At 32.9% G+C, this 25,744-nt stretch carries 26 protein-coding genes and 1 other RNA gene; 2 read left to right on the forward strand and 25 right to left on the reverse strand.

The genetic code is table 11. The features are described 5' to 3' along the window. Window positions 1-72 precede the first annotated feature (72 nt). From rnpB to M4L39_RS03325, 4 genes are all read right to left on the reverse strand, one after another. An RNA gene (rnpB, locus tag M4L39_RS03310) (RNase P RNA component class B) lies at window positions 73-449 on the reverse strand. Window positions 450-586: 137 nt separating this feature from the next. Further along, a complete protein-coding gene (locus M4L39_RS03315; protein WP_277580743.1) occupies window positions 587-949 on the reverse strand; it encodes a DivIVA domain-containing protein in 363 nt (120 codons plus the stop codon). Window positions 950-960: 11 nt separating this feature from the next. After that, on the reverse strand, window positions 961-1,527 hold the full coding sequence (locus M4L39_RS03320; RefSeq protein ID WP_277580744.1) for a DUF1273 domain-containing protein: 567 nt from the start codon (window positions 1,525-1,527) through the stop codon (window positions 961-963). Continuing rightward, the gene (locus M4L39_RS03325) at window positions 1,524-1,862 is read right to left on the reverse strand and encodes a DUF1798 family protein (protein WP_277580745.1); all 339 of its coding nucleotides are present in this window, start codon (window positions 1,860-1,862) and stop codon (window positions 1,524-1,526) included. The genes M4L39_RS03320 and M4L39_RS03325 overlap by 4 nt, the downstream gene beginning before the upstream one ends. 248 nt (window positions 1,863-2,110) lie before the next feature. On the opposite strand from M4L39_RS03325, the gene recU reads away from it, so the two are divergent. Beyond that, window positions 2,111-2,737 carry a Holliday junction resolvase RecU gene (gene recU / locus M4L39_RS03330; protein WP_277580984.1) on the forward strand — a complete coding sequence of 209 codons (627 nt, stop codon included), beginning with the start codon at window positions 2,111-2,113 and terminating at the stop codon, window positions 2,735-2,737. Further along, entirely contained in the window at window positions 2,734-5,013 is a 2,280-nt protein-coding gene (locus M4L39_RS03335) for a transglycosylase domain-containing protein (protein WP_277580746.1), read from the forward strand. The genes recU and M4L39_RS03335 overlap by 4 nt, the downstream gene beginning before the upstream one ends. A 139-nt stretch (window positions 5,014-5,152) precedes the next feature. Here the strand turns inward: M4L39_RS03335 and M4L39_RS03340 are convergent, their stop codons facing one another. The 21 genes from M4L39_RS03340 to M4L39_RS03440 all read right to left on the reverse strand — a co-directional run bounded on the left by M4L39_RS03340 (window position 5,153) and on the right by M4L39_RS03440 (window position 25,673). Continuing rightward, entirely contained in the window at window positions 5,153-5,482 is a 330-nt protein-coding gene (locus M4L39_RS03340) for a YpoC family protein (RefSeq protein ID WP_277580985.1), read from the reverse strand. Between the two features lie 5 nt (window positions 5,483-5,487). Continuing rightward, a complete protein-coding gene (gene nth / locus M4L39_RS03345) occupies window positions 5,488-6,147 on the reverse strand; it encodes an endonuclease III (RefSeq protein ID WP_277580747.1) in 660 nt (219 codons plus the stop codon). After that, complete coding sequence (locus tag M4L39_RS03350) at window positions 6,137-6,823, reverse strand: DnaD domain-containing protein (protein ID WP_277580748.1); 687 nt, start codon at window positions 6,821-6,823, stop codon at window positions 6,137-6,139. The genes nth and M4L39_RS03350 overlap by 11 nt, the downstream gene beginning before the upstream one ends. Before the next feature lie 96 nt (window positions 6,824-6,919). Then, window positions 6,920-8,212 (reverse strand): asparagine--tRNA ligase, encoded by a 1,293-nt coding sequence (asnS, locus tag M4L39_RS03355; protein ID WP_277580749.1) that lies wholly within the window; start codon window positions 8,210-8,212, stop codon window positions 6,920-6,922. A gap of 93 nt (window positions 8,213-8,305) precedes the next feature. Next, window positions 8,306-11,008: a helicase C-terminal domain-containing protein gene (locus M4L39_RS03360; RefSeq protein WP_277580750.1), complete on the reverse strand. Its 2,703-nt coding sequence runs from the start codon at window positions 11,006-11,008 to the stop codon at window positions 8,306-8,308. Between the two features lie 23 nt (window positions 11,009-11,031). Next, window positions 11,032-12,003 carry a biotin--[acetyl-CoA-carboxylase] ligase gene (locus M4L39_RS03365; RefSeq protein WP_277580751.1) on the reverse strand — a complete coding sequence of 324 codons (972 nt, stop codon included), beginning with the start codon at window positions 12,001-12,003 and terminating at the stop codon, window positions 11,032-11,034. Continuing rightward, the gene (locus M4L39_RS03370) at window positions 11,996-13,195 is read right to left on the reverse strand and encodes a CCA tRNA nucleotidyltransferase (RefSeq protein ID WP_277580752.1); all 1,200 of its coding nucleotides are present in this window, start codon (window positions 13,193-13,195) and stop codon (window positions 11,996-11,998) included. The genes M4L39_RS03365 and M4L39_RS03370 overlap by 8 nt, the downstream gene beginning before the upstream one ends. Beyond that, window positions 13,188-14,336 (reverse strand): N-acetyl-alpha-D-glucosaminyl L-malate synthase BshA, encoded by a 1,149-nt coding sequence (bshA, locus tag M4L39_RS03375; RefSeq protein WP_277580753.1) that lies wholly within the window; start codon window positions 14,334-14,336, stop codon window positions 13,188-13,190. Before bshA ends, M4L39_RS03370 begins: the two co-directional genes overlap by 8 nt. Before the next feature lie 32 nt (window positions 14,337-14,368). Further along, window positions 14,369-14,686, reverse strand: a complete 318-nt coding sequence (locus M4L39_RS03380; RefSeq protein ID WP_277580754.1) for a nucleotide pyrophosphohydrolase — start codon at window positions 14,684-14,686, stop codon at window positions 14,369-14,371. 298 nt (window positions 14,687-14,984) lie between these two features. Continuing rightward, window positions 14,985-15,680 (reverse strand): zinc metallopeptidase, encoded by a 696-nt coding sequence (locus M4L39_RS03385; protein WP_002512429.1) that lies wholly within the window; start codon window positions 15,678-15,680, stop codon window positions 14,985-14,987. Window positions 15,681-15,717: 37 nt separating this feature from the next. Next, window positions 15,718-16,320: a DUF1405 domain-containing protein gene (locus tag M4L39_RS03390; RefSeq protein ID WP_277580755.1), complete on the reverse strand. Its 603-nt coding sequence runs from the start codon at window positions 16,318-16,320 to the stop codon at window positions 15,718-15,720. A 4-nt stretch (window positions 16,321-16,324) separates the two neighbouring features. After that, window positions 16,325-16,885 carry a YpiB family protein gene (locus M4L39_RS03395; RefSeq protein WP_277580756.1) on the reverse strand — a complete coding sequence of 187 codons (561 nt, stop codon included), beginning with the start codon at window positions 16,883-16,885 and terminating at the stop codon, window positions 16,325-16,327. 18 nt (window positions 16,886-16,903) lie between these two features. Then, on the reverse strand, window positions 16,904-18,151 hold the full coding sequence (locus M4L39_RS03400; protein ID WP_277580757.1) for a hypothetical protein: 1,248 nt from the start codon (window positions 18,149-18,151) through the stop codon (window positions 16,904-16,906). A 4-nt stretch (window positions 18,152-18,155) separates the two neighbouring features. After that, on the reverse strand, window positions 18,156-19,454 hold the full coding sequence (aroA, locus tag M4L39_RS03405) for a 3-phosphoshikimate 1-carboxyvinyltransferase (RefSeq protein WP_277580758.1): 1,299 nt from the start codon (window positions 19,452-19,454) through the stop codon (window positions 18,156-18,158). Between the two features lie 9 nt (window positions 19,455-19,463). Then, on the reverse strand, window positions 19,464-20,531 hold the full coding sequence (aroB, locus tag M4L39_RS03410) for a 3-dehydroquinate synthase (protein ID WP_277580759.1): 1,068 nt from the start codon (window positions 20,529-20,531) through the stop codon (window positions 19,464-19,466). A 38-nt stretch (window positions 20,532-20,569) separates the two neighbouring features. Continuing rightward, on the reverse strand, window positions 20,570-21,736 hold the full coding sequence (gene aroC, locus M4L39_RS03415) for a chorismate synthase (RefSeq protein WP_277580760.1): 1,167 nt from the start codon (window positions 21,734-21,736) through the stop codon (window positions 20,570-20,572). A 477-nt stretch (window positions 21,737-22,213) separates the two neighbouring features. After that, on the reverse strand, window positions 22,214-22,663 hold the full coding sequence (gene ndk / locus M4L39_RS03420; RefSeq protein ID WP_277580761.1) for a nucleoside-diphosphate kinase: 450 nt from the start codon (window positions 22,661-22,663) through the stop codon (window positions 22,214-22,216). Window positions 22,664-22,804: 141 nt separating this feature from the next. Then, complete coding sequence (locus M4L39_RS03425; protein WP_277580762.1) at window positions 22,805-23,758, reverse strand: polyprenyl synthetase family protein; 954 nt, start codon at window positions 23,756-23,758, stop codon at window positions 22,805-22,807. 26 nt (window positions 23,759-23,784) lie between these two features. Beyond that, a complete protein-coding gene (locus M4L39_RS03430) occupies window positions 23,785-24,486 on the reverse strand; it encodes a demethylmenaquinone methyltransferase (RefSeq protein ID WP_277580763.1) in 702 nt (233 codons plus the stop codon). Window positions 24,487-24,492: 6 nt separating this feature from the next. Then, window positions 24,493-25,062 (reverse strand): heptaprenyl pyrophosphate synthase subunit A, encoded by a 570-nt coding sequence (locus tag M4L39_RS03435; protein ID WP_277580764.1) that lies wholly within the window; start codon window positions 25,060-25,062, stop codon window positions 24,493-24,495. Window positions 25,063-25,400: 338 nt separating this feature from the next. Next, window positions 25,401-25,673, reverse strand: a complete 273-nt coding sequence (locus tag M4L39_RS03440) for an HU family DNA-binding protein (RefSeq protein WP_002483248.1) — start codon at window positions 25,671-25,673, stop codon at window positions 25,401-25,403. Window positions 25,674-25,744 lie beyond the last annotated feature (71 nt).

The following is a 25,744-nucleotide window of genomic DNA, read 5'->3' on the forward strand; positions in this document are numbered from 1 at the left end:
TGAATACCATCTATAACTTTAGAAATTAAAAAAGCTCTCCTATGTGGGAGAGCTTGGGTCTAGTGATGATATTTCTGTAAGCCATGTTTTGTACCGTTGTACTGCCATCGTGTACTAGAGACACTCGTACGCTGGTGGTAACCATCTGTCTACATACTTTTAAAAAGCATGTCTTATTTATACGTTGAATTCCGTTAAATAAGTGCTCCTACCTAATTTGGATTGCTCACTCGAGGGGTTTACCGCGTTCCACCTTTTATATTTCTATAAAAGCTACGTCACTGTGGCACTTTCAAACTATTTTAACCGTATCTAAAAGACTTAGGTTATTTCATTGCCGTCAAATTAATGCCTTGACTTATTGTTTCATCAAGCACGAACACTACAATCATCTCAGATTGTGTGAGCATGGACTTTCCTCTATATTGCTATAGCGATCACCCAAAACACCATCTTTGAAAGTATACCATGCTTTAGATGGCTAAACAAACAAAATAAACCAAGTTTTGAATGAAATCAAAACTTGGTTCTATGTAGATGAAACTATATCTACGATTAACACACGCTATAATTATTTAATATCAAGCTATTTTCCAAATACTGCTTTTTCTAAGTTAGAAATTCTTTTTAGAATATCAACATTATTGTTGTTGTTATTGTTGGTATTGCTCTTAGTTGCAGCACTGCTATTGGAAGAGAAATTCTTGTTTTCTTGTGGTCTTGACGTTGCTACACGTAATCTAAGTTCTTCAAGTTCTTTTTTTAGTTTGTTGTTTTCTTCAGAAAGCTTAACAACTTCACTATCTAAGTCTGACATTTTTTGATAATCCGCTATGATGTCGTCTAAGAAGGCATCGACTTCTTCCCTTCTATAACCACGCGTCATAGTTTTTTCAAAATCTTTTTCATAAATATCCTTTGCTGATAATTTCAATGAAATATCTGCCATTTTTACCCACCTCATTCGAAACTTTGTTCTTGAGACCACTGTAAATCATTGATGAACTCAGTTAATTCATCGAACGTCACAATGTCACAAGTATAATTTGTTTTTTCCATAAAATCAACTAACATTTGCTTGAAGAATTTTGGACTGGCTTCTTGCTCCTCATCATATATTAATAGTGTTTGATCTGTGTGATCTAACATGAACTGATCTGTCTGTTTAAATTGATGAGGTCCTTCGTACGGGGAATGAAACACACTATCTACAAAATCAGCTTTTTGCGTAATGTTTTGATATTTAGCTTGATTTTGTTCATTCCATCTATCGCTGTGACCATAAAACGGCGTTATAATACCCAATTTAAGATTTGGATGTGATGCCTTCAAATCAAGTACTACTTCTGCTGTCCATAATTCTATACCCATCTGTCCTTGTATTAATACCCATTCTAAGCCTTCTTCAATCAATTGTTTTAATTTATGTGCGATAAATTTTTTTAAATAGGAAACTTCTGGAGCATCGTCTTTGAAAATATTAAGTTCATAAGATTTATAACCTGTAACATAAACTGTTTTTATCATAGACATGACCCACTTCTTTGAATATAGCTTAAATCATATTGAACAGCCTTTATTTTTTCTGTGAATAACTTTCTGCTTGAGCGTTTGAAATGACACTCCACAGATAATTCTTCTATATTAGAAACTAATAAATCAAATTTTTGTTTGTTCATATATTGCAATTGAAGTATTTGAGTTTCAAATTGAACAAAGGATGTGAGCAATTCATCAATATTGTTAGTAAATGGGACGACAACGGAATAAAAATCGTAATCTTCGCCAGATGCTTTTACGGATTCATATTTGTCTTGCATAAGCTGTACATCATCTAATAATTTCGTAATTAACTGTTGCATGAAGTTTCCTCCTACACAATAAATTTACCATAAAAGATAATATGCGTCATTTCTAAAGCGTCAACTTACATTTATGTTATACTAGCGCCTTAATTAGTTTCAAATATTGTTTAATTAAGCAAAGCACGTTAAAATGTACTTGATGTATTTGTAAATACATTGATTCATATTTCAAGGTTTGGAAAAATCTGCCAAAGTCGGGTATAATGGAAAAAGTTTTTGATTTCCAAACTAAAGTGGTGAAAACAATGAATTACCCTAATGGGAAACCATTTAATAGAAATAAGTCTCAAGTCGGACGAACTCATAAGGGTCAAACGAGTAAAATAGACTATGGTGGCAGAGGTATGTCACTTGAAAGTGATATCGAACTGTCGAACACGTATTATTTGAACCATGGAATGGCGGTTATACATAAAAAACCAACGCCTGTTCAAATCGTAAATGTTCATTATCCAATGAGAAGTAAGGCTGTAATTAATGAGGCTTATTTCCGAACGCCGTCTACAACTGATTATAATGGTATTTATAATGGACATTACCTTGACTTTGAAGCGAAAGAAACGAAAAATAAAACTTCTTTTCCATTAAGTAATATGCATGAACACCAAGTTTCACATATGGCGTCTTGTTTTAAACAAAATGGAATTGTATTTCTATTAATTCGATTTAAAACGCTTGATGAAGTGTATCTTCTTCCCTATTCCAAATTTGAATATTTTTGGGAAAGACATACAAATAACATTAAAAAGTCGGTAACGGTTGAAGAAGTAAGAAAAAATGGTTACTATATTCCTTATCAGTATCAACCACGATTGAATTACCTCAAAGCTGTTGATAAGTTGATATTAGATGAAAGTGAGGACCGCGTATGACGGAGAAAAAAAGGGCTTCTCAATCTAACAAGAAAGACAAGTCCGAGCAAAAAAAGAATAGGAATATTAAACGAACGATAATCAAGATAATTGGCTTTCTAATCATTGCCTTCATTGTCTTAGCCTTAATAGGAATCTTGTTATTTGCTTATTATGCTTGGAAAGCTCCAGCATTTACTGAGTCAAAATTACAAGACCCAATCCCAGCTAAGATTTATGATAAAGATGGAGAATTGGTAAAAACAATTGATAACGGGCAACGACGGGAACATGTTGAATTAGATGAAGTGCCTAAAGGAATGAAAGATGCTGTATTAGCTACAGAAGATAATCGCTTCTACAGTCATGGTGCACTTGACTATAAACGTCTATTCGGCGCTGTTGCCAAAAATGTTACTGGTGGATTTGGTTCACAAGGTGCATCGACTTTAACACAACAAGTTGTTAAACGTTCATTCTTGACAGATAAAAAATCTATTGCACGTAAAGCACAAGAAGCATACTTATCATACAGATTAGAACAAGAGTACAGTAAAGATGAAATATTCGAAATGTATTTGAATAAGATCTATTATTCTGATGGTGTTTATGGTGTGAAAGCCGCAGCTAAATATTACTTCGATAAAGAATTGAAAGATTTAACTTTAACTGAAGAAGCATATCTTGCTGGTTTACCACAAGTACCAAATACGTATAATGCGTATGATAATCCTAAAGAAGCGGAATCACGTAAAAACACTGTGCTTTATCTAATGGAATATCATGGTAGAATTTCTAAAGAAGAGAAAGAAAAAGCACAAGATACTAAAATACAAGATACACTTGTTCAACGAACTACAGAAGAGCGACAAGTAAGCAAAGATAATTCTAAACAAGAATATGATTCATATATTAACTTTGTAAAATCAGAACTTATGAATAATAAAGAGTTCAAAGATGAAGATTTAGGATCTGTATTAAATAGTGGCATTAAGATTCATACGAATATGGACAAAGATGTTCAAGAAACGTTGCAAGAACGTATTAATAATGGTAGCTACTATAAAAATGAAGATCAACAAGTTGGTTCATCTATTGTAGATAGTGAAACAGGTGAACTTGTTGCAATATCTGGTGGTAGAGAGTATAAAGATGTCGTTGATAGAAACTTAGCAACAGACGCACACCCTACCGGATCGTCATTAAAACCATTCTTATCTTATGGTCCAGCAATTGAAAACATGTCTTGGGCAACTGACCATGCTATGAAAGATGAAGAGGAATACCAAGTTGACGGTGTTACGTTCAGAAACTATGACATGGAAAGTCACGGAACAGTTAAACTTTATGATGCATTACGTCAAAGTTTCAACATCCCTGCCTTAAAAGCTTGGGAATCAACTAAAGAAAATGCTGGAAACGACGCACCGAAGAAATTCGCTGAAAAAGTAGGATTAGACTATGAAGGAGATATTGGACCTTCTGAAGTACTAGGTGGTTCTGCATCTGAGTTCTCTCCTACACAATTAGCATCAGCATTTGCAGCAATTGCAAATGGCGGCGAATACAACAATGCACATTCAATTGAAAAAGTTGAAAAACAAGATGGCGAAGTCATCGAATATGAGCATACAAGTAAAAAAGCTATGAAGGATTCTACTTCTTATATGTTAGCTGAAGTGCTTAAAGGCACATTTGATGCTTATGGTTCTGCGTATGGACACGGCGTCTCTGGAGTAAACATAGGGGCTAAAACAGGTACAGGTACGTATGGACAACAAACTTACCAACAATATAATTTACCTGATGATGCTGCTAAAGATGTTTGGGTCAACGGTTTCACACCTAAATACAGTATGTCTGTATGGATGGGATTCAATGAAGTTAAACAAGGCGGAACAAACTCATTTGTAGGAAGTGATGAACAAGAATATCCTCAATTCCTATTAGAAGATGTGATGTCTACTATTTCACCGCGTGATGGTAAAGACTTCACGAAACCAGATTCTGTTAGCGGAGACAGTAAAGATAATTTATCAGTTAAAGGTGAACCTGATGACAATACAACTGATAATGATCCTAAAGGTCAAGGCAGTGACAGTGATTCAGACAGTGATTCAGATAGTGATTCTGATTCAGAAAGTAATAGTTCATCAAACAGTAACAGTTCGAACAGCAACAACACTGGTAATACAAATACCAATAATACAAGTGGTACAAACACTACGAATGCAAACGGTACAAATACTAACAGTGCAAATAGCAGTGGAACAGCTACTTCAAATAGCACACAATAACAAGATTTCAAATTTAAAAGACCCGGTTTCCATATTAATTGGAAATTGGGTCTTTGTTTTTATTCAGTATACATATACAATTATGTATAAAAAACAGCGTGAGCCTCCTAAGTTTAGGCGCTTACGCTGTTTTTAGTGTTTAACGTTTATTTTTTAGACGAATTTGATAAGATGCATTCATTTTAATAAGTTCTGTTTTTAATGTTTTCATTTGGCTGTAGCCCATAAAATGATATTTACGAGCTATCATATAATTATATCTTTCTTCAAAGTTCATTGGAACGACAGCATATTCATCTAAGTATTTAAAATCAATGACTTCTATAGCATTAATTTGTTGAAAGTAATGTTGAATCATATTAAAGTATTGATCTAATAATTGTTTTGCTTCTGGTGATTTTAGTTTTTTGACCTTCGCAAATGCATCTAATTGATGTTCTAACTTAGTAAAATCTTCTTTTGTAATCATTTTGTTCATGCCTCTTTCAAACTTGCTTTATAGCGTTTTTGACCTTCTCTACATTCTTCGAATAATGGACAAACATCGCATTTCGGTTTACGGGCTAAGCAATGATAACGACCGAAAAATATGAGTTGATGGTGTGTTTTATTCCATCTTTCTCTAGGAACTACTTTACACAATTTATCCTCTACCTGACGTACATTATCTTTCCATCGGCATATGCCTAAACGTTTTGAGATACGTTCTACATGTGTATCTACAGCTAACGAAGGTTCACCAAAAGCTACGCTCATAACAACGTTCGCTGTTTTTCTACCTACACCTGCTAAGCTTTCTAACTCATTGTGTGTTCGAGGAATCTTACCATCAAATTTATCTAAAAGCGATTGACTTAATTTTTGAATATTTTTGGCTTTATTTCTATATAAACCAATTGTACGTATATCATTTTCTAATTCTGAAATATCTACACTTAAATAATCTTCTGGTGTTTTATATTTTTCAAATAAAGGTTTTGTGAGTTTATTTACAGAAATATCAGTTGTTTGTGCAGATAAGAGTACAGCAATTGTAAGTTCAAATGCATTGTCATGGACAAGTTCACATTCAGCATTTGGAAACATCTCAGCTATGACATCAACCATTTCAAGTGCTTTTTTATTACTTACCATTTGGATTCTCCCCATTCAGCCAATCAAATTTAGGGACCTTACTAACTGTATGTTTCATTTTAGGTTGGTTAAATTGGCGGCTAATTTTTTTCGAATCTTCAATCGTTTTCACATTATTTTTTTTCCAATTTAGTAAAATACGATCTATATATTTAAAACTCATTTTATTTTGGCTCTCTGCTTCGTTTAAAGCAGCTTGTATGACACTTAAATCATGTTTATCTATATCTAACCATTGATTTAATGTTTCTATCTCATATGGAGATAATGGTCTTCCAAACGCTTGTTCAATTTTTTGAAATAGTGTATTGAACTCTAGTTCCGATTCATGTTCGTCTTGTTTTACATTCATTTGTTGCATAATTTCACTTAATCGATCATAGAACTGATTAAGGTTCATATATTCAGTAAACTTGCCTTCTTCGTCCTTATTGACATTAAGTTCTAGTAAACCATGTTGTATTAAAGTTTGAATGATTGAAGTGATTTCTCTTGAGTCTAGTGCAGATCCTTGCTGTAAAGATTCAATTGAAGGTTGTTTATTAGACGTTTCAGATGCATGTAATAATTTGATTAAAATCACTAACTCTGTTTCATTTAAACCTAATTCATTGTAATGATCAAGTAGTTCTTTTCGAATTACAACAGGTCTCGTTTTTAATTGTTCTCTATCCAAATTAACCCCTCCCATCTTTGATATTGCTATAAAAACGTCCAGCCATTATTTGTGGACTGGACGCTGTTTGTGAATCTTATTATCTTATTTTAAATATTATGGATATAATCGATTAAGTAAGCGTGGGAATGGTGCTGTTTCACGGACATGATCAACGCCGGATAACCAAGCCACAGTTCTTTCTAAGCCTAAACCAAAACCACTATGAGGCACACTGCCGTAACGACGTAAATCTAAATAATAGCTATAACTTTCAGCGTCTAAGCCATATTCATTAATACGTTGCTCTAGTAAGTCAAGGTCGTTTATACGTTCAGACCCACCTATAATTTCACCATAACCTTCAGGTGCAATTAAATCTGCACACAGTACAGTATTTTCATTTTCTGGATTCGGTTGCATATAGAAAGGCTTGATTTTTGTTGGATAGTTAGTGATAAACACTGGTAAATCATAATGATTAGCGATAGCAGTTTCATGTGGAGAACCGAAATCTTCGCCCCATTCTATATCGTCAAAACCTTGTTCTTTTAAGAATACTACAGCATCATCGTATGTGATACGTGGGAATGGGGTAGTTACTTTTTCAAGTTTAGATGTATCACGTTCTAATACATTAAGTTCAAGTTTACAATTAGTCAATACAGATTGAATCACATGTGTTACATATTGTTCTTGAACTTCTAAACTTTGTGCATGCTCACAAAAAGCCATTTCAGGTTCAATCATCCAGAATTCAATTAAATGACGACGTGTTTTAGATTTTTCAGCACGGAATGTTGGACCAAAGGAAAATACTCTACCGTGTGCCATTGCAGCTGCTTCCATATAAAGTTGCCCACTTTGAGATAAGAATGCATCTTCATCAAAGTATTTTGTATGGAATAGCTCACTTGTGCCTTCAGGTGCACTTGCTGTTAAAATAGGCGGATCGATTTTTGTGAAACCATTGTCATTAAAGAATTCATAAGTAGCACGAATAATTTCGTTTCTGATTTTCATTACAGCATGTTGTTTTTTAGAGCGTAACCATAAATGACGATGGTCCATTAAAAATTCTGTACCATGGTCTTTTGGTGTTATTGGGTAATCATGAGCTTCTGAGATTACAGCTATTGATTTCACTTGCATTTCGTAACCAATATCAGAACGATCATCTTCAGATATAACACCAGTAATATAAATGGAGGATTCTTGTGTTAATTCTTTAGCTAATTTAAATATTTCCTCTGCTACTTCTGCTTTTGCTACGACACCTTGCATAAAGCCCGTACCATCTCTTAATTGTAGGAATGCTATTTTCCCACTTGAACGTTTATTAGTTAACCAAGCGCCAATAGTCACTTCTTGGTTAAGATATTGTTTAGCTTCTTTAATCGTTGTCTTCATAGCCAGTCTCCTAATAATATTGTAGTCTTCTTTTCTTTATCCTTATATATTTTAACAAAATCGATGTATAAGTTCTAGTTGCGTGTGCTGAGTTTATTGATTACGTTTGTCTTCTTTTTTTAATTTCTTGAGTATGCTTGAAAATTGTTTGATATCGCCTTTATTTTGACGATAACTTTCTAATGATTGTTCAAAAAATTGTTTATAATTACTTCGAATTAAACGATCATCAAAGGATACAATAATCCCCTTATCATTTTCGCTACGTATCAATCTACCGAGACCCTGTCTGAAACGTGTTACAGCATCAGGTAAGACATAATCTTTGAATGTAGAAGCAAATTCAGATTCCATTAGCCAATATTTTGTATTGTTTTGATTCATAAAAGGCAACTTAGCAATCATGACACATTTGATGCCATTAGATTGAAAGTCAAAGCCCTCAAAAAATGTACCAGTACCAAGTAAAATTGCTTTATTAAAACTATTAAATTGTTGAACAATCTTATAATTTTGATTTTGCTGTTGTGTTAAAACGACATAATCTTCAAATTCAGGTAATTCATTTAATAACTCTTGGACCATATGCATCATTTTATAGCTTGTAAATAGTATTAAACATTTAGATTCTACAATGTTAATATACTCAATTACATAATTAACGATAGAACTCACATAATCATCAATACTTTTATAATTATACGAAGCGACATCATTAGGTATGAATACGGTAGTTTGATTTGGTGACATTACCTTCGAATCAATCTCATACGTATTAAAGACAATATCCTTATTAAACCAATGTTTGAAGTTTTCAAATGAATGGTTAAACGTTAATGTACCTGAAATAAATGTAAGTGATTTAAATTTATCTAATACTTGTGTCGTCAATATTTCTTTAACATCATAATCTTTCACGTTAAGTCTAATCGTCGATTTTTGATTTATATTTTTAATTGATAAATAACTTGTGTGATTATTTTTTAAACTATGTTCAATTTCTTTAAAACGATTATTAATATAAAGTAATTGTTTGCGCACAGACTTGATTGTTTTATGACTCATGCCATTGAAGAATTCTAATGTCATATTGAGTTTATGAATAATTGAATGTAAATCGTTTAAAATTGGTGCAACGTCAAAATGATAGACAAAATGGAGCTTATGAACTTCATCATCATGGACTTCAGAACTTTGAATGATATCAAAAATGGTAGTAAATAATTGCTCATTTAAATCATGTATCTCATTGACTGTTGTTTTTAACCCAAAAACATCTATAGGCGGTATATCTAATTTTTCAAGAATTCTTTGTTGTTCTAAATGATCGATAGATTTAAGGAGCTTTTCATTTTCTGTCTTACCAATTAAGCCGAGTTGATATTTAATATCAGAATAACTCAATTCATTAGTTACTTGGCTTAATGCATAGTCAGGCAAACGATGTGCTTCGTCGATAATACAATCATCAAATAATTGATAAATTGAATTATCATGTGCAGCATGTATTAAATGCGCATGGTTTGTAATACCAATTTGAATATTTTGAGCATTTCGTTTAATGAAATTGAAGTAATGTATATCGTTACGAACAGGCACATAAGTCTCTAGTTTTTGTTCGAAATACATTTTTTGTCCACCTTTTAAATCTAATTCTTGGATGTCCCCTGTGTCTGTTTCGGTAATCCAAATAAGTAATTGCATTTTTAATATACCGACTTCATAATTACTGGCTTCTTCTTTCAAAATTTGGCTGATTAAGCCTAGTGAAATATAATCACGTTTACTTTTTATTAAAGTAGCATTTATTTTGAAATCTAAAGCTTGTTTGAGCGCAGGTATGTCTTTTTCCAACAATTGGTTTTGTAATAATTTAGTATTAGTTGAAATCATTACGTGTTTACCTGTTTCAATATTATACATTAACGATGCAAGTAAATAAGCAAACGACTTGCCGCTTCCAAGAGGTGCTTCAATCATTGCCTTTTCACTATTCATTAACTGTTCTAATATAATTTCAGATAGATACAATTGTTGTGGACGATAGGTCAAATCAAGTTCTTTAGTAATTAAGGTATATAAATCTTTCAAAGTGCCATCAAAATCTACTGTAGGCGCTTTAAAATCTTTTTGTTTTTTATAAATAATTTGTTCGAATTGGTCGTATACGTCCCCTAAAGCTTTATCTTGATGATGACGTACCATTTCAAATAAAATATCATGTAAGTCATATTTTAAGTTTTTACTTAAATAATATAGTTGTTTCAAAGTATCTAAAGGTAATGTTTCAAATTTCTCAAATGCGAGTATCATGAGTTGCGCTGTTGTAGCAGCATCTTCGTCAGCACGGTGGGCGTTGTTTAAAACAATGCCATGTGCTTCTGCTAGCTCACTTAACTGGTAACTTTTATCAGTCGGAAAAGCGACTTTAAATAATTCTAAAGTATCCATTACTTTTTTTGGTCGATATTTGATATCGCAGTTTTTAAAAGATTTTTTTATGAAATTCAAATCGAAAGCAACATTGTGTGCCACAAAGATACATCCATCTATTTGTTTATAGATATCTTCAGCTATTTCATGGAAATAGGGTGCTTGATTTAACATTGCTTCTTCTATTGATGTTAAGGCTTGTATAAAAGGAGGAATTTCTAAATCTGTTTTAATCATTGAATGGTACGTGCCGATTATTTTATTTTCACGAACAAAAGTAATACCTATTTGAATAATTTCATCATAGTCTAATTGGTTTCCTGTTGTTTCTAAATCCATAACGGCATAACACGGTTTTGTCATTGTCATTCCTCCTTTCAACGAGGTTAAAATTCTATATCTGCACTGATTAAGCGATGTTGATTGTTTGTCTCATCTAAAACAACTAAAAACCCATCTTCATCAATATCTAGTGCTTCTCCGTGGAATTGTTTACCATTCTCTGTAAATCTTAATGTTTTATTCCAAATATTCGATGCTACTATGTATTCTTCTCGAATAGTTGAAAATGGTTCTGTAAGAAATTGCGTATATCGATATTCAATATGACTTACAAGTGATTGTAAAAAATAGTAGCGGTTAATTTTTTCGTCTGCATGAATACGGACGCTTGTAGCTTTTTGTTGTAGTTCATCATTAAAATCTTCTTGTAAGTGATTCATGTTAATACCAATGCCACAAATTACCGCTTCAATGCCATCGCTATTCGCAACCATTTCTGTTAAAAAACCACAAACTTTTTGTTTATCTATATAAATATCATTAGGCCATTTAATGGTAACCGGATCGATACTGAACTGTTGTATTGCATCTCTTATACCCAGCGCCATAAATAGATTGAATTTTGTTATCATTTCAAAAGGTACATCAGGTCGTAAAACAATAGACATCCACAAGCCTTTACCTTTGGAGGATGACCAAGGTCTATTGAATCGGCCTTTACCTTGTGTTTGTTCATCACTTAAAATGAGAAACGTATTTGTATTACCTACTAATTTTTGCTTAGCTAGTAGTTGAGTTGAATCAATACTTTCCAATATTTCAACATGATCAAATACATTTTGTGCTTTTAATATTGGTAGGACAATGCCACTATACCATTTATCAGGTAATTGGATTAAGCGATGCCCTTTATGATTTACTGATTCAATCTGACACCCCTCTAATTTAAGTTGATCTATTACTTTTTTAACTGCTGTACGTGAAATGGTTAATTGTTCCGCTATAAACTGACCCGATATATAATCAGGTTGGTGTTGATACAACATTTGCACAACATCTTTACTATACTTAGACATGTGTTTTCACCCACTTTAGTAGTTCTGGCTTAAAGTTTTTGACCTCACCTGACACAATGGCACATTCAACCTGACGTAATGTGCATTTAAGCCATGCGCCACTTGGTTTATCTAATGCTTGTAATATATCTTTGCCATTTATATCCATTTCTTTTCTTGATGAAATCGGTAAGTTTCGGCTAACTTCATTGATGGCAGCATTGTTAAAAATAAATGGAGACACCTTCATAATATTGTTGTCATTAAGCATGCGTTCATAACTTAATACTTGTAATATATCTTCTGCTCCGTAATCATAAACAAATAAGTTCAAACTTTGTTTGCTTTGGACTTCTGGCATCTGTTGTATCATTCGTTCAAGTCTAGTAATATATTTCTTTTCATTGTTGCTAATTTTTAAATCTGACAACTGTGCGTTAACATCTGGTTGTTGTACTTTTAAGAATGCAATAAACATTGATAATGACATTGAGTCTTCTAATATGAATTTTGATAAGTCAAAATGGTTAAAAAATGGGATATAATTAAATGCATTAAAATACTTTAAATTATTAAAACTATGAGCTACATATTGACCTAACGTTAATTTCTTAAGTTCAATTACAATCCGCTCAATAGACAACTGTGCAATATCAGCTATATGAGTATGCATACCATTAAATGTGGCTGCTTCCAAAGTAAAACCCAGTTGTGACTGAAAGCGTAAGCCTCTAATAATACGTAACGCATCCTCGTTAAATCGTTCTGCTGGATCTCCAACTGTCTTGATTAACCGCTGTTCTATATCTTGCAGACCATTAAAGTAATCATGTATTTGATAATTCATATCCATAGCAATGGCATTCATTGTAAAATCTCTACGTTTTACGTCTTCGTATAAGTCTCTTACGAAAAAGACTTCATTAGGTCTACGATGATCGTCATACTCACCTTCGGCACGAAAAGTTGTCACTTCATATTGATTTCCGTTATAGACGACATTAATCGTACCATGCTCCTTACCAATAGGAATGGTCTTATCAAATACTGTTTCAATTTCATCTGGTGTGGCGCTCGTCGTAATATCGATATCATGAATTGGTTTTTGCATTAAATAATCTCTAACTGCCCCACCAACATAAAATGCTTGGTAGTTATGGTTTTGTAAAGTTTCTAAAATCGGCTTTGCCGCTTCGAATAATGTTTTAGTCATTGTTATCCTCTAACATTTTTTTGTAGTAATACTCATATTGGTCTGCGATTAAATCAGAAGAAAAGCGTTCTGAGACATCTGCTAGCATTCGTGTTTGCATTGCTTTATAAAGTTTTGTGTCAGTGAGTAATTTCAAGGCATACTCGCTTGCGCTTGTACTATCACCTACATCAACTAAAAAACCGGTATCTTCATGTTTAATGACTTCTTTAATACCGCCAGCAGTTGAACCAATTGGCACTATACCAGATTTCATTGCTTCAAGTAATGTTAGGCCAAAACTTTCTTTTTCACTTAATAGTAACACTAAGTCTGAAATTTGATAGAATTCACTAACCCAATTTTGCTTTCCTAAAAAAAGAACTTCATCTTCAATATTTAGATCACGTGCTTTTTGTTTCATATCCATTAATTCCGGACCATCGCCTAATAATAATAATTTTGAAGGCATAGATTTATGGACCTTTGCAAATGTATCGATAATTGTGTCGATACGTTTTACACTTCTGAAGTTTGAAACATGAATTAAAACTTTCTCGTCTGGTTTAATACCATAACAGGTTTTTAATCGTTGATCTTCTTCAGTTTGTACATCAGGTTTTGTTGGAAACTCATTTTCTCGAACAAAATTATATATAGGAATAATTTCTTTATTCGTTTCAATGATATCATTCGTTTGTTTCGCGAGTGACTTGCTTACGCTCGTCACAACATCACTTTCTTCTATACCAAACTTAATTGCATTTTTTAAAGAATGATCATAACCAAGTACAGTTATATCAGTCCCATGTAATGTAGTCATGATTTTAATGTCTTTTTTAGACATATGTTTTGCTAAAATACCACAAACTGCATGAGGTACTGCGTAGTGCATATGTAATAAATCTAAATCATACTCATTGATGACCTCTGCAATTTTAGTACTTAAGGTTATATCATAAGGGGCATACTGGAAAACAGCATACTGATTGACTTCAACTTGGTGAAACGTGATGTTTGGTAATGGTTTTCGTATTCTAAAAGGTATATTAGATGTAATAAAATGGATGTCATGACCACGTTCGGCAAGTTTTATGCCTAATTCAGTGGCGATAATTCCAGAACCACCCATAGATGGGTAACAAGTAATGCCAATTTTCATAAGGTGTGACACCCTCTCTATTTCAAGTTAAATTATTTTCGTTCAAAACGATCTTTATCACGTGTGTTAAATTTATTCATCGTTTCATCAAAACTTTCCGTCATATCTATATCTAAAGAATTAGCAATACATAATAAAACGAATAAATTATCGCCTAATTCTGCCTTAATTGTGTTTTCAGCTTCTGACTCTTTTTTCTTTTTCTCACCGTGGTAGTGATTAATCTCTCTAGCTAGTTCACCAACTTCTTCAGTTAGTCGCGCAAGATTAGCTAAGGGCGAGAAATACCCTGTTTTAAATTGACCAATATAGTCATCCACTTCAGTTTGCATATTTTTCATAGTCTTCATCATATACGCCTCACATTCTAACGGTTTCTTATATAGTATAGACTAATTTTAGGCTTCATGCATTATTCCTGCAATAGTTAAGCGTTATATTATTTACTATTTGACTATGGACGTTTTATTAGTTTATTTCATTATTACGCGTGATTAAGTAGTGCATGTTTTTTTGGAAAAAGTGAGGAAAGCAATATTTTGGCTTTGGAGCGTTTTTTAATATGAGGTTCAAATGAAAAATGCTAAGGAAGTCATTTTGAACAAAAAAGTACCCTAGCATTATAACAATGTTAGGGTATTTATATTATTATTCACTTGATCTAGCAATAAGAATAAATCTGGCAAGTTCTGCTAATGCAACTGCAGTTGAAGCAACATAAGTCATTGCTGCCGCTGTAAGTACTTTTTTAGCATGGCGATGTTCTTTTTCATTAACAATGTCTAAGCTTTTTATTTGTTTCATTGCTCTACTACTTGCGTTAAATTCAACGGGTAGCGTAACAATAGAGAATAATACTGCAAGAGACATGAATGCAATTCCAATCCATAACGCTGTAGAACCTAAAGTACTTTGCATAGTAGTTAAAATAATACCTGCAAATACTGCTAAGTAGCCAACTGAACTACCTACGTTAGCTAGTGGTACTAAAGATGTTCTGAATCTTAAGAAGAAATAACCTTCTGCGTGTTGTATCGCATGTCCAACTTCGTGCGCTGCGATTGCTGTACCAGCAACTGAAGGTCTACTGAAGTTAGCTGGTGATAACACAAGGACCTTTTTTCTAGGGTCGTAATGATCTGTTAAGAACCCTTTTCCTTCAACGACATCAACATCATAAATACCGTTTGCATGAAGTATTTCTATAGCAACTTCTTGACCTGTCTTACCACTTGTCGATCTTACTTGTGAATATTTTTCATAATTAGACTTAACTTTGTGCTGCGCCCATAAAGGCAATACCATTAGAATAACAAAGTATATAATCATATAGATAAAAGACAAAAATCCTCACTCCTTTATAAACATTTTACTGTGAACGTTAATGATGGTCAAATATTTTATCCTTTTTAAATCGAGTTAAATTTAAATATAGCACTAAAGGTATGACACTTAACCAAAATGCGAGGTAAGCAATACCTTCAACATGGTTAGCAATGAAATCATAGTAAGGATATTGCATAAATACATAATCAATAATGTCATTATGGAATACCCATATCACAGCAATAGTAAAAGCAAGAATAGTGATTTTAAATCTTGGGTAAAAGAAAAATGCCTCTATAGCCATAATACCGTGAGAAAATATAAGCATACAGCCAATAATTGTAACTGAGTCGTATTGTACAAACATAATGATGTTCATAATAACTGCCCATACACCATATTTTATCAGCGATACAAAAGCTAAAGCTTCAATAGTTGGTAAGTTTTTACCTACGATAAGTCCAATTAATGCAATACATAAAAATAATGAAGCGGTTGGACTATCAGGTACAAATGGTATGAATTGCCAACTCGATACACTCAGTTGATCACCATACCAAATATAACCATATATTGTACCTAATAAATTACAAATAAATAGAAAGTAAAGTACACCTTTATTATAAATGAGTAAATGCCATAGAGATTTTATATTCATAAGGTCAATCCTTCATTGTTTTATTTCCATTTCTTAACTCAAACGTGTTAAGGATTTGAGTTAATTGATAAAACAGCGCTTTATCATGCAATTGTAAACTTAAATCAATATTATCTTGTAAATGCGTGATAATAGAGGACTCGCTTTGTTTTGATAGTGGGATACTATAAATGTCTTGCATATACATAGCATAGTACGGTGAATGTAACAATTGCATTAATAATAATTCATCTAAACGAGTCTCCCTAGATTGTACTTTACTAAAATGCAGTTTAATATCAAAAGACACGGCATCAGTTGCTACATAATTGAAGATTTCATCACTATTAATCAATTGCTGGTCAGTAAGTGTGAACTTAATACCTTGTTGCTCAGTATGTTCCATAGCAATTTCCAAAATATGATGGTCAGAAATAAGTTCGTCCACAAAATGAATTTGTTGAAGTAACTCAGGTGAGGACTTAATTAAGTTTAATACCCACACACTAATCCTAGATTTAAACTGGTATTGAAAAAGAAGATATTCAATAAAATTAGCTTTCACTTGTTGTAGGGTATTGCTCATCTTACTCACCTTCCTTGACTAGAAAGATAATAATCTTTCTGCTTCATCATGCCATGTTTCGTTACTTGGATCTAATTCAAGTAATTGATTTAGCATTGATTTTGCTTGTTCAATTTGTCCGATTTCAACTAGATAGAAATAATAATCGCTTAGGAACGCAGATTGCGTGTGCAATGTTGGATATGCTAATTCGAAGAAATGTTGCGCTTCTTTGTCTCGTTCCTCTTGTCCCAATGCAAATGCTAAATGCCACATAAAGACAGGATCTAAATCTTCTTCATCAACATATTTCAATAGTGCTATAAGTGACTCATAGTCTTCCTCATGTCTATATAAATCACTTAGAATTAAAAGTGGCTCTTGGTAAGCATTATCAACTTCTAAGGCTTGTAGTAATAATTGTACACCCTCATTCGCATCGCCATGCTCAATTGCTATAGCGCCTGTTGATACCATCAATTCTTTATAAAATTGACTTAATCTCAAGCCTTCTTTACCAATCTCAATGGCTTCTGCATGGTTATGTTCATTTTCATAAAGCTGTTGCAGATAAAAATAGCCTTGTAAGAAGTCTGGATCTTTGGATAATAGAGTTTGAACTAAATTAATCGCTTCTTGAGAAAGTTCGTTTTTTTCATAAGCAATCGCTTTTTTAAAGTAATCTTCAGACACCATTTCTTCTTCATTAATTTCATCAAACATTTTAATCGCATCACTGTAGTTTCCACTTTGCAAACTACAATCTGCTAAGCGAGAAAATAAATTTGTGCCATTCACTTCGTATTCGCCTGTTTCAAGCACAGTTTCATATTCCGAAACTGCACGTAAGTATTGTCCGTCAAAATACAATAATTCAGCAAGTGCATAGTGTATGATTGGATCATTTGGTTCAATCTCTATGGCATCAACTAATTTATCTATCGCAACTTCTAGCATATTTAATTGTTGATATAAATCAGCTTCTAACATTAAACGTTCAGTTGATAATTCAACTTGGTTTAAATATTCTAAAGCTTCATCAGTTTGATTCTCAGCCATTAAACCTTCGATGAAATAGATAAGTAATTCACTTTCATCAGGATATTTATGGTATAACGTACGGAATACTTCAAGCCCTTGAGGCATTAAACCGTAATTATATAACGTTTCACCAAGTATAAAAAGTGCATCGTCCTTTGGAGAACTTAACGCTTCATTCACACGAGTGTCTAAGTTATCTAATTTTTGTAAGTTGATATCATCTATGAGTTTATAGATATCTTCCATACTTTTATCCCTCTTTTTCTAATTGTTTTAACTTCAGTAAGAAACCTGGGAAAGAAACATTTACGGCATCAAATTGATTAATAGTTAGTGATTTATCTATTAATAATGATGAAATTGCAAGCATCATACCAATACGATGATCAGTAAAACTATCGACTGTTGCTGTTTGTTTAAAAGTAGAAGGATGAATAATCATACCATCGCTTGTTGGTTGTAACATAAATCCTAATAAATTTAGCATATTCGCTGTCGTATCAATACGATTTGTTTCTTTGACTTTCAATTCTTCTGCATCTTTTACGATACTTGTACCTTCAGCTTGAGTACATAGTAATGCTACAATTGGAATTTCGTCAATTGCTCTTGGTACTAAATCACCATCAATGTGAATTGGCTTCATATTAGGTGAATATTGTATACGAATTGAAGCAGTTGGCTCTGGGCCATTCGTTTGATTGAATAGCGTAATGTTCCCTTCCATTTGTTTCACGATATCAATAATACCTGAACGTGTTGGGTTTATGCCAACATTGTGAATTGTAATATCACTGTCTTTTGTTATCAAGCCTGCCACTATAAAATATGCTGCAGAAGAAATATCGCCTGGCACATGAAAATCTACGGGCTGGATATATTCGATACCTCGTTTTGGCATTTCTATCGTTTTACCATCAGTAGTAACAGGAATGTGGAAATGTTGGAACATTGTTTCTGTATGATTACGTGTTGTGCCTAATTCTTTAACGGCCGTGGCCTCTTCTGCAAACAAACTTGCGAATAAAATTGCACTTTTTACTTGTGCACTCGCAACTTCCATTTGGTAAGACATGCCGTTAATTTGTGCAGGTTTAATGATTAACGGTGTGTAATTATTATCGACACCTGTTATATTAGCATTCATGAAGCTTAAAGGTTTCATAATTCTGTCCATTGGTCTTTTACCAATGGATTCATCACCAGATATAACAGCTTCAATGCCTAAACCACTTAACAGACCTGCCACTAAACGTGTTGTTGTACCAGAATTACCTGTATACAGTACTTGATGAGGTGTTTTGAAGTGTTTATATCCAGGCGAATTGATTTCTATTTTATCTTCGCCAACTGTGATTTCAACACCTAATTGTTGGAAAATCTCCACTGTATTTAGACAATCTTCACCAAGAAGCGGTTTATATATTGTAGAAGTGCCGGACGCAAGAGAACCTAACATAATGGCTCTATGTGTCATAGATTTATCTCCTGGTATTTCTATTTCCCCGACTAATGGTCCGTTAATATCAATTGTTTTACTGTTTGTCAAAAAAGCCACCTACTTTTTAAAATATGTTAGAAAATCTGTAAAGGCATTTAGAAGTGTTGGTTTATCTATGTGTTTTACCACAGGATTGCCAATGCCATCCAATAATACCATTTGAACTCCTTGTTGATCATTTTTCTTATCTTTTAACATCAGCTGATATAAAGCTTCAAACTCAAATTCATTAATGATATCTAGTGGGTAATTTAATGACACTAAATAATTAATATAATGAGATACATCAAAATCTCTATTTAAGACTTTATTAGCAACGATAAACTGATAAATAATACCGATCATGACTGCATGGCCATGTGGAATTTTAAAATTATATTCAACTGCATGTCCAAATGTGTGACCTAAATTTAAAAATTTACGGACATTGGATTCTTTTTCATCTTTGACGATAATATTTAATTTCGTTTCGATACCTTTAAATAAATAATATTCAATTTCATTTAACGAAGCGAGTGCTGATTGATCAGGGTATTGCGATTCAATATTTTGCACAGCTTGTGTGTCACTCAACAGGGCATGTTTATAAACTTCTGCATAACCACTTAAAATTTCTCCATAAGGTAAAGTAGCTAAAAAGTTCAAATCATATATTACGGCATTAGGTCTATAAAAGGCACCTATTAAATTCTTGCCATGTTTAGAATTAATTCCCACTTTGCCACCTACACTTGAATCATGTGCAAGAATCGTCGTTGGTACTTGAATAAAATCAACACCTCTTAGTAAGGTTGCAGCAAGGAATCCTGTAAAATCACCAGTAGCGCCTCCGCCTACTGCTAGTAAACAAGTATCTCGCGTTAATTGTTTACTGAGCAATACTTCAATCGTTTCTTCATAAAAGGATAATGATTTCGTTGCTTCACCAGAAGGAATGATAAGTTTATGTGCGCCATATTCAGAAGTGATAAAGTCTATCGTTTCATTCCAATTATTATTTACCGTTTCATCAACAACCAACACAACATCTTTATAATTATTTATATATTCATGTAATTGATTTAATGCATGGTGTTCTACAATAATTGGATAGTTATTGGATGTATAAGTAGTTTCTAATTTCATATGCTCACCTAGTTACTTCATAAATTTTAAATTGCTACTTAGTATTCTATATTTAATAAACGACGTTCATCAATCTGTGATTTTAATTGATCAATATGATTACTTTGGAATTCTTCAAGTAATGCTTTTGCAATTTCAAATGCTACGACATTCTCAACTACAACACTTGCCGCAGGTACAGCACAGCTGTCAGAACGCTCAATAGAAGCTTTAAATGATTCTTTTGTATTAATATCAACAGAGTTAAGCGGTTTGTAAAGTGTTGGTATTGGTTTCATTACACCGTTAACTACGATAGGCATACCATTAGACATACCACCTTCAAAGCCACCTAAGTGATTCGAACCTCTGTAGTAACCTTTCGTAGTATCGTACAAAATTTCATCTTGAATTTCACTACCTGGTTTTTCAGCTGCTTTGAAGCCTTCACCAAAGCTTACACCTTTAAATGCATTAATACTTACAACGCCTTGAGCAATTCTACCATCAAGCTTACGATCGTAATGGACATAGCTACCAATACCTACTGGTAAGCCTTCAACGATTGTTTGCACTACGCCGCCGATTGTATCGCCTGCTTTTTTAGCTGAGTCAATTTTATCGCGAATTTCTTGAGCTATCTCATCATTTACAACACGAACATCATTTTTATCGATATTAGCTTTAATTGTTTCAAGATCATACTCGGTATCATCTTTGATGCCACCAATTTCAACCACTCTACTATAAAAGTTAATATCTAGTTGTTTTAATAAAATTTTAGAAACTGCACCTACTGCAACACGTGCAGCAGTTTCTCTTGCTGAAGAACGTTCTAAAACGTTTCTTAAATCTCTATGATTGTATTTCATACCACCAATTAAATCAGCATGGCCTGGACGTGGTTTGGTAATCACACGTTTCATGTTGTCTTGGTCTTCTTCACTAATTGGATCAGCACCCATAATTTTCTTCCAATGCGTAAAATCATCATTTGTAACAATCAATGTGATTGGACTACCTAAAGTATAGCCATTACGTACACCTGAGACAATTTCAACTGCATCCTTTTCAATTTGCATACGACGACCTCTACCGTAACCGCCTTGTCGTTTAAACATTTCTTCGTTAATATCTGATACGTTGATTTCTAAATTTGCTGGTACACCTTCAATAATTACAGTTAACTGTGGCCCATGTGATTCACCAGAAGTTAAATATCTCATACTTTTCCCACTCCGTTCCTTTAGTACTTTAAATTATAATATTCTCTATATCTTATCACATTCAATTGTTCAAATTAACAGAAAAATTTACAAATATTGAATCTTATGAAAACTTCTATGATTTAAGTGTAACATTCGAATATTTTTTATAGTAAGAACTTTTGATTTTATATAGAAATACTATCATTTTTCAGTAGTATCTACTACTTGAGAGCGGAACAGAAATTAGAATTTAAAATTTGATTTCGTATTCTCGCTTCCCCAAGTACTTTATAGATAACAGTCAGCTGATGTATCATCTATAATTTACATTTACACGATAGAATGTCGTATTAATCTCCAGACTCACTTTAGCGTTTTAATGGACGCTATGCTATAGGATAAATAAAAAAGCTAACTGAATTAATTAAATTTCAGTTAGCTTTTTATATCATAATATTGAATTATTATAAAGGATATGATTTATTGAAGTTAAAATTATTCGTATAACCATGCTTCACGTGATCCAGTATAATCACTTAATTCTTCAGCTTTAAACCAAAGGTTAATTTCTTTTTTAGCTGATTCTACCGAGTCTGAACCATGAATGATGTTTCTGCCTACTGTTAAACCTAAGTCTCCTCTAATCGTGCCTGGTGTAGCTTCAGATGGATTAGTTTTACCAATAATATGACGCGAAATATTAACTGCATCTTCCCCTTCAACTACCATAGCAAATACTGGTGCAGAAGTGATGAAGCTAATCAATTTGTTATAGAACGGTTTATCTGTGTGTTCTGCATAATGTTCTTCTGCAAGTGACTGTGGTACAGTCATGAATTTACCGCCTACAAGTTTTAGTCCTTTACGTTCAATACGAGAAATAATTTCTCCTATTAAATTGCGTTGTACCGCGTCTGGTTTTATCATTAGAAATGTTCTTTCCATAATGTGTTAATCCCCCTGTTTGTTATGTATCAATTGTACAGTAATAATGTACGTGAAGTATGTATCAATAAAATATTATGTTTTGAGATACATTAATATATTAACAGGTAATTAAAGCGCTTTCAATGCTTTTCATGTAACTTATGCATTTCTTTTTCCAACTTTTTTAATTAATCTCTTAAATAATGGTTTAGCAGCTTCGCTCTCCAATTGATTAAGTAGGTTTAACGCTTTATCTAAATATTTATCACTGATTATTTGTGATTGTTGTATAACATCGGATGATTGAATGCGTTGGATACAATAGTCAAACGTTTCTTGATCTGTGTCAGGAGTAAGTTGTCGTATCTGTGCTTTGAATTCTGGGTGCCTTCTCATTTCTAATAATACAGGTAAAGTAAAGTGACCGTTCATCAAATCACTACCAACTGGTTTCCCTAGTTTTTTTTCTGTACTTGTAAAATCGAGAATATCATCAACGATTTGAAAACTCATGCCAATGTAATGGCCAATCATTTTTAAATTGTGAACTGTTTTCAGATCTGCACCAGAAGCAATCGCACCTACTTCTGTAGATAATTGTATCAGTAATGCTGTTTTGCGATTAATTCTACGCAAATAACTTGTGATTGTTTGATAACCATTGAATTGATCTTGGAATTGAAATAGTTCACCCATGCATACTTCAACGATTGCGCTTGAAATCAGCGAATGAATACGGTTATCTTCAATATTTGAAATATGTTCAAGGCCAGATGCGAGTAAAAAGTTCCCAGCAAGGATAGCAGTATTTTGATCCCATCTTTTAGCTATAGTTAAGCTTCCTCGACGTTTATCACTCTTATCTACGACATCATCGTGAACTAAAGTTGCCATGTGAATTAATTCAAGTGCAACAGCTACTCGATAAACATCCTCATTCATTTCTATACCAAATTGGCTACTTAAAATTACAAAGGCAGGTCTAACGCGTTTGCCACCTGAAGAAAACAAATGATAAGAAGCATCTTCTAGTACTTTATCATTGCTTTTAAGAGATTGTTCTAATCGCTTTTCGATTTTTTTTATTTCACTATTCATGTTTAACTTTGACACGTTAATCACCTTTGGTTGATTCATTTTTATTTATAGCCAAGGTGCATCGCTGCAACGCCACCTGTAAAGCTACGTATTTTTATGTTACTGAAACCTGCTTGACCAAACAGACGTTTTAATTTTTCTTTGTCTGGAAAATCAAAAGTAGATTGTTGTAACCATTCATACTCATCTTTGGATTTTGCAAAAACTTTACCAAAAATAGGCATTACAAATTTAAAATAGAGTTTATAACCCTGTTTGAATATTGGCGTTGTTGGTTGGCTAGTTTCTAAACAAACAACCATACCACCAGGTTTAAGTACTCTGTATAATTCTTTAAGTGTAGCTAGATAGTCAGGTACATTACGTAAGCCAAAACCAATAGTCACATAATCAAACTCATTGTCTTCAAATGGCAGATTCATTGCATCACCATGTACAAGTTGTATATTATGCATATCTTTTGTTTTACCTTTGCCAACTTCGAGCATGTTTTCACTGAAATCTACACCTATAACTTCACCAGTTGGTCCTACAGCCTTACTAAGTGAGATAGACCAATCAGCAGTACCACAACATACATCTAAAGCTCTGCTACCAGGTTTAACGTTCATCTCTTTCATAACACGTTTTCTCCATGTCTTATGCTGCTCAAAGCTAATAATGTTATTTAGGCGATCATATTTTCCAGAAATGTTTTGAAAAACGTCATGTACTTGTTCTTTTTTTGCTTTATTATCTGCCATAGTTAATTACCTCTTTTTTGAATGTATTTCAGACTTTATTTCACCTAAAAATGTAATTAATTCATTTTTAGAAAATTTACTTAAATAAGAAGGATGCTTTTCAGCTAAGTTCGCTAATAATTTATCATTGATTGAGTCAAGATTGGCATCAGGAGCAAAATGTTGAATTGTAATGCGCGGAAATAGGTTTTCAACTTTTAATATATATTGACTGATGTTCTCTTTAGTAAGTGCATCGTGATGTATTGACGACTTTATTTCATTCACTTCAACGATTGCTGCACTAATTTCTTTTTGATAAGTTGGAGCGTTTAACTTTGCTAATAATGTATAAAAATGTGCGCTCAATAAGTCACCAATTAAAATAGACTTTTTAGACGATAACGTTGTAGAAACTTCGTCTAAATGACGCATCGCAGTATCTATTGTGAGGCAAGCTAATCTAGCTTCTTCAGGGATATCATATGAATCGAGAATTTGAGCTAAGTTTTCATCAATGTCTATAGATTCAAAATGATGTATACCTTTAAGTCGATGTACAATTTGTTTTTCTAATATGCTTAATGTCGTTTCCATGTTCACACCTCACGTTATTATCCATATACATATTAACATTATATAGAGAAAAATAAAATCAACGATAGTTAAAGCGGTAAATATTTATGTATGATGTATTTGTATTAATACATTTTTAGTGCAATGAAACATTTAAAATTTCGATTTATGTATGTATAATTTAATTGATATTAAGCATTGTGACTATTGACTATTACAATATTTAATTTATATCACCGTTATATCGAATGATATCATATTAAGTATAAATAAATGCAGATTGTTTAACGTTCTTAGATTAAAAATGTATATAAAAAAGAAAAAGCCCCTTATAAAAGGGCTTTAGTTTTAGTAAAGAATTATTTAACTGCGTCTTTTAATGCTTTACCAGCTTTGAATGCTGGAACTTTGCTTGCAGGGATATCAATTTCTTTACCTGTTTGTGGGTTACGGCCTTTACGAGCAGCACGTTCGCGTACTTCGAAGTTACCGAATCCAATTAATTGTACTTTTTCACCTTTAGAAAGTGATGATTGAATTGATTCGAATACTGCATCTACAGCTAAACCAGCTTCTTTTTTAGTTAAATCAGCTTGTTCTGCAACAGCATTGATTAAATCTGTCTTGTTCATTATGAATTCACCTCCCCTAGGGTTTATAATGATACTTAATATCATTATGGTATGACTTTAACACAACGAAT

The organism is Staphylococcus equorum (assembly GCF_029531845.1).
In the GTDB taxonomy this organism is placed as follows: Bacteria; Bacillota; Bacilli; order Staphylococcales; family Staphylococcaceae; genus Staphylococcus; species Staphylococcus equorum_C.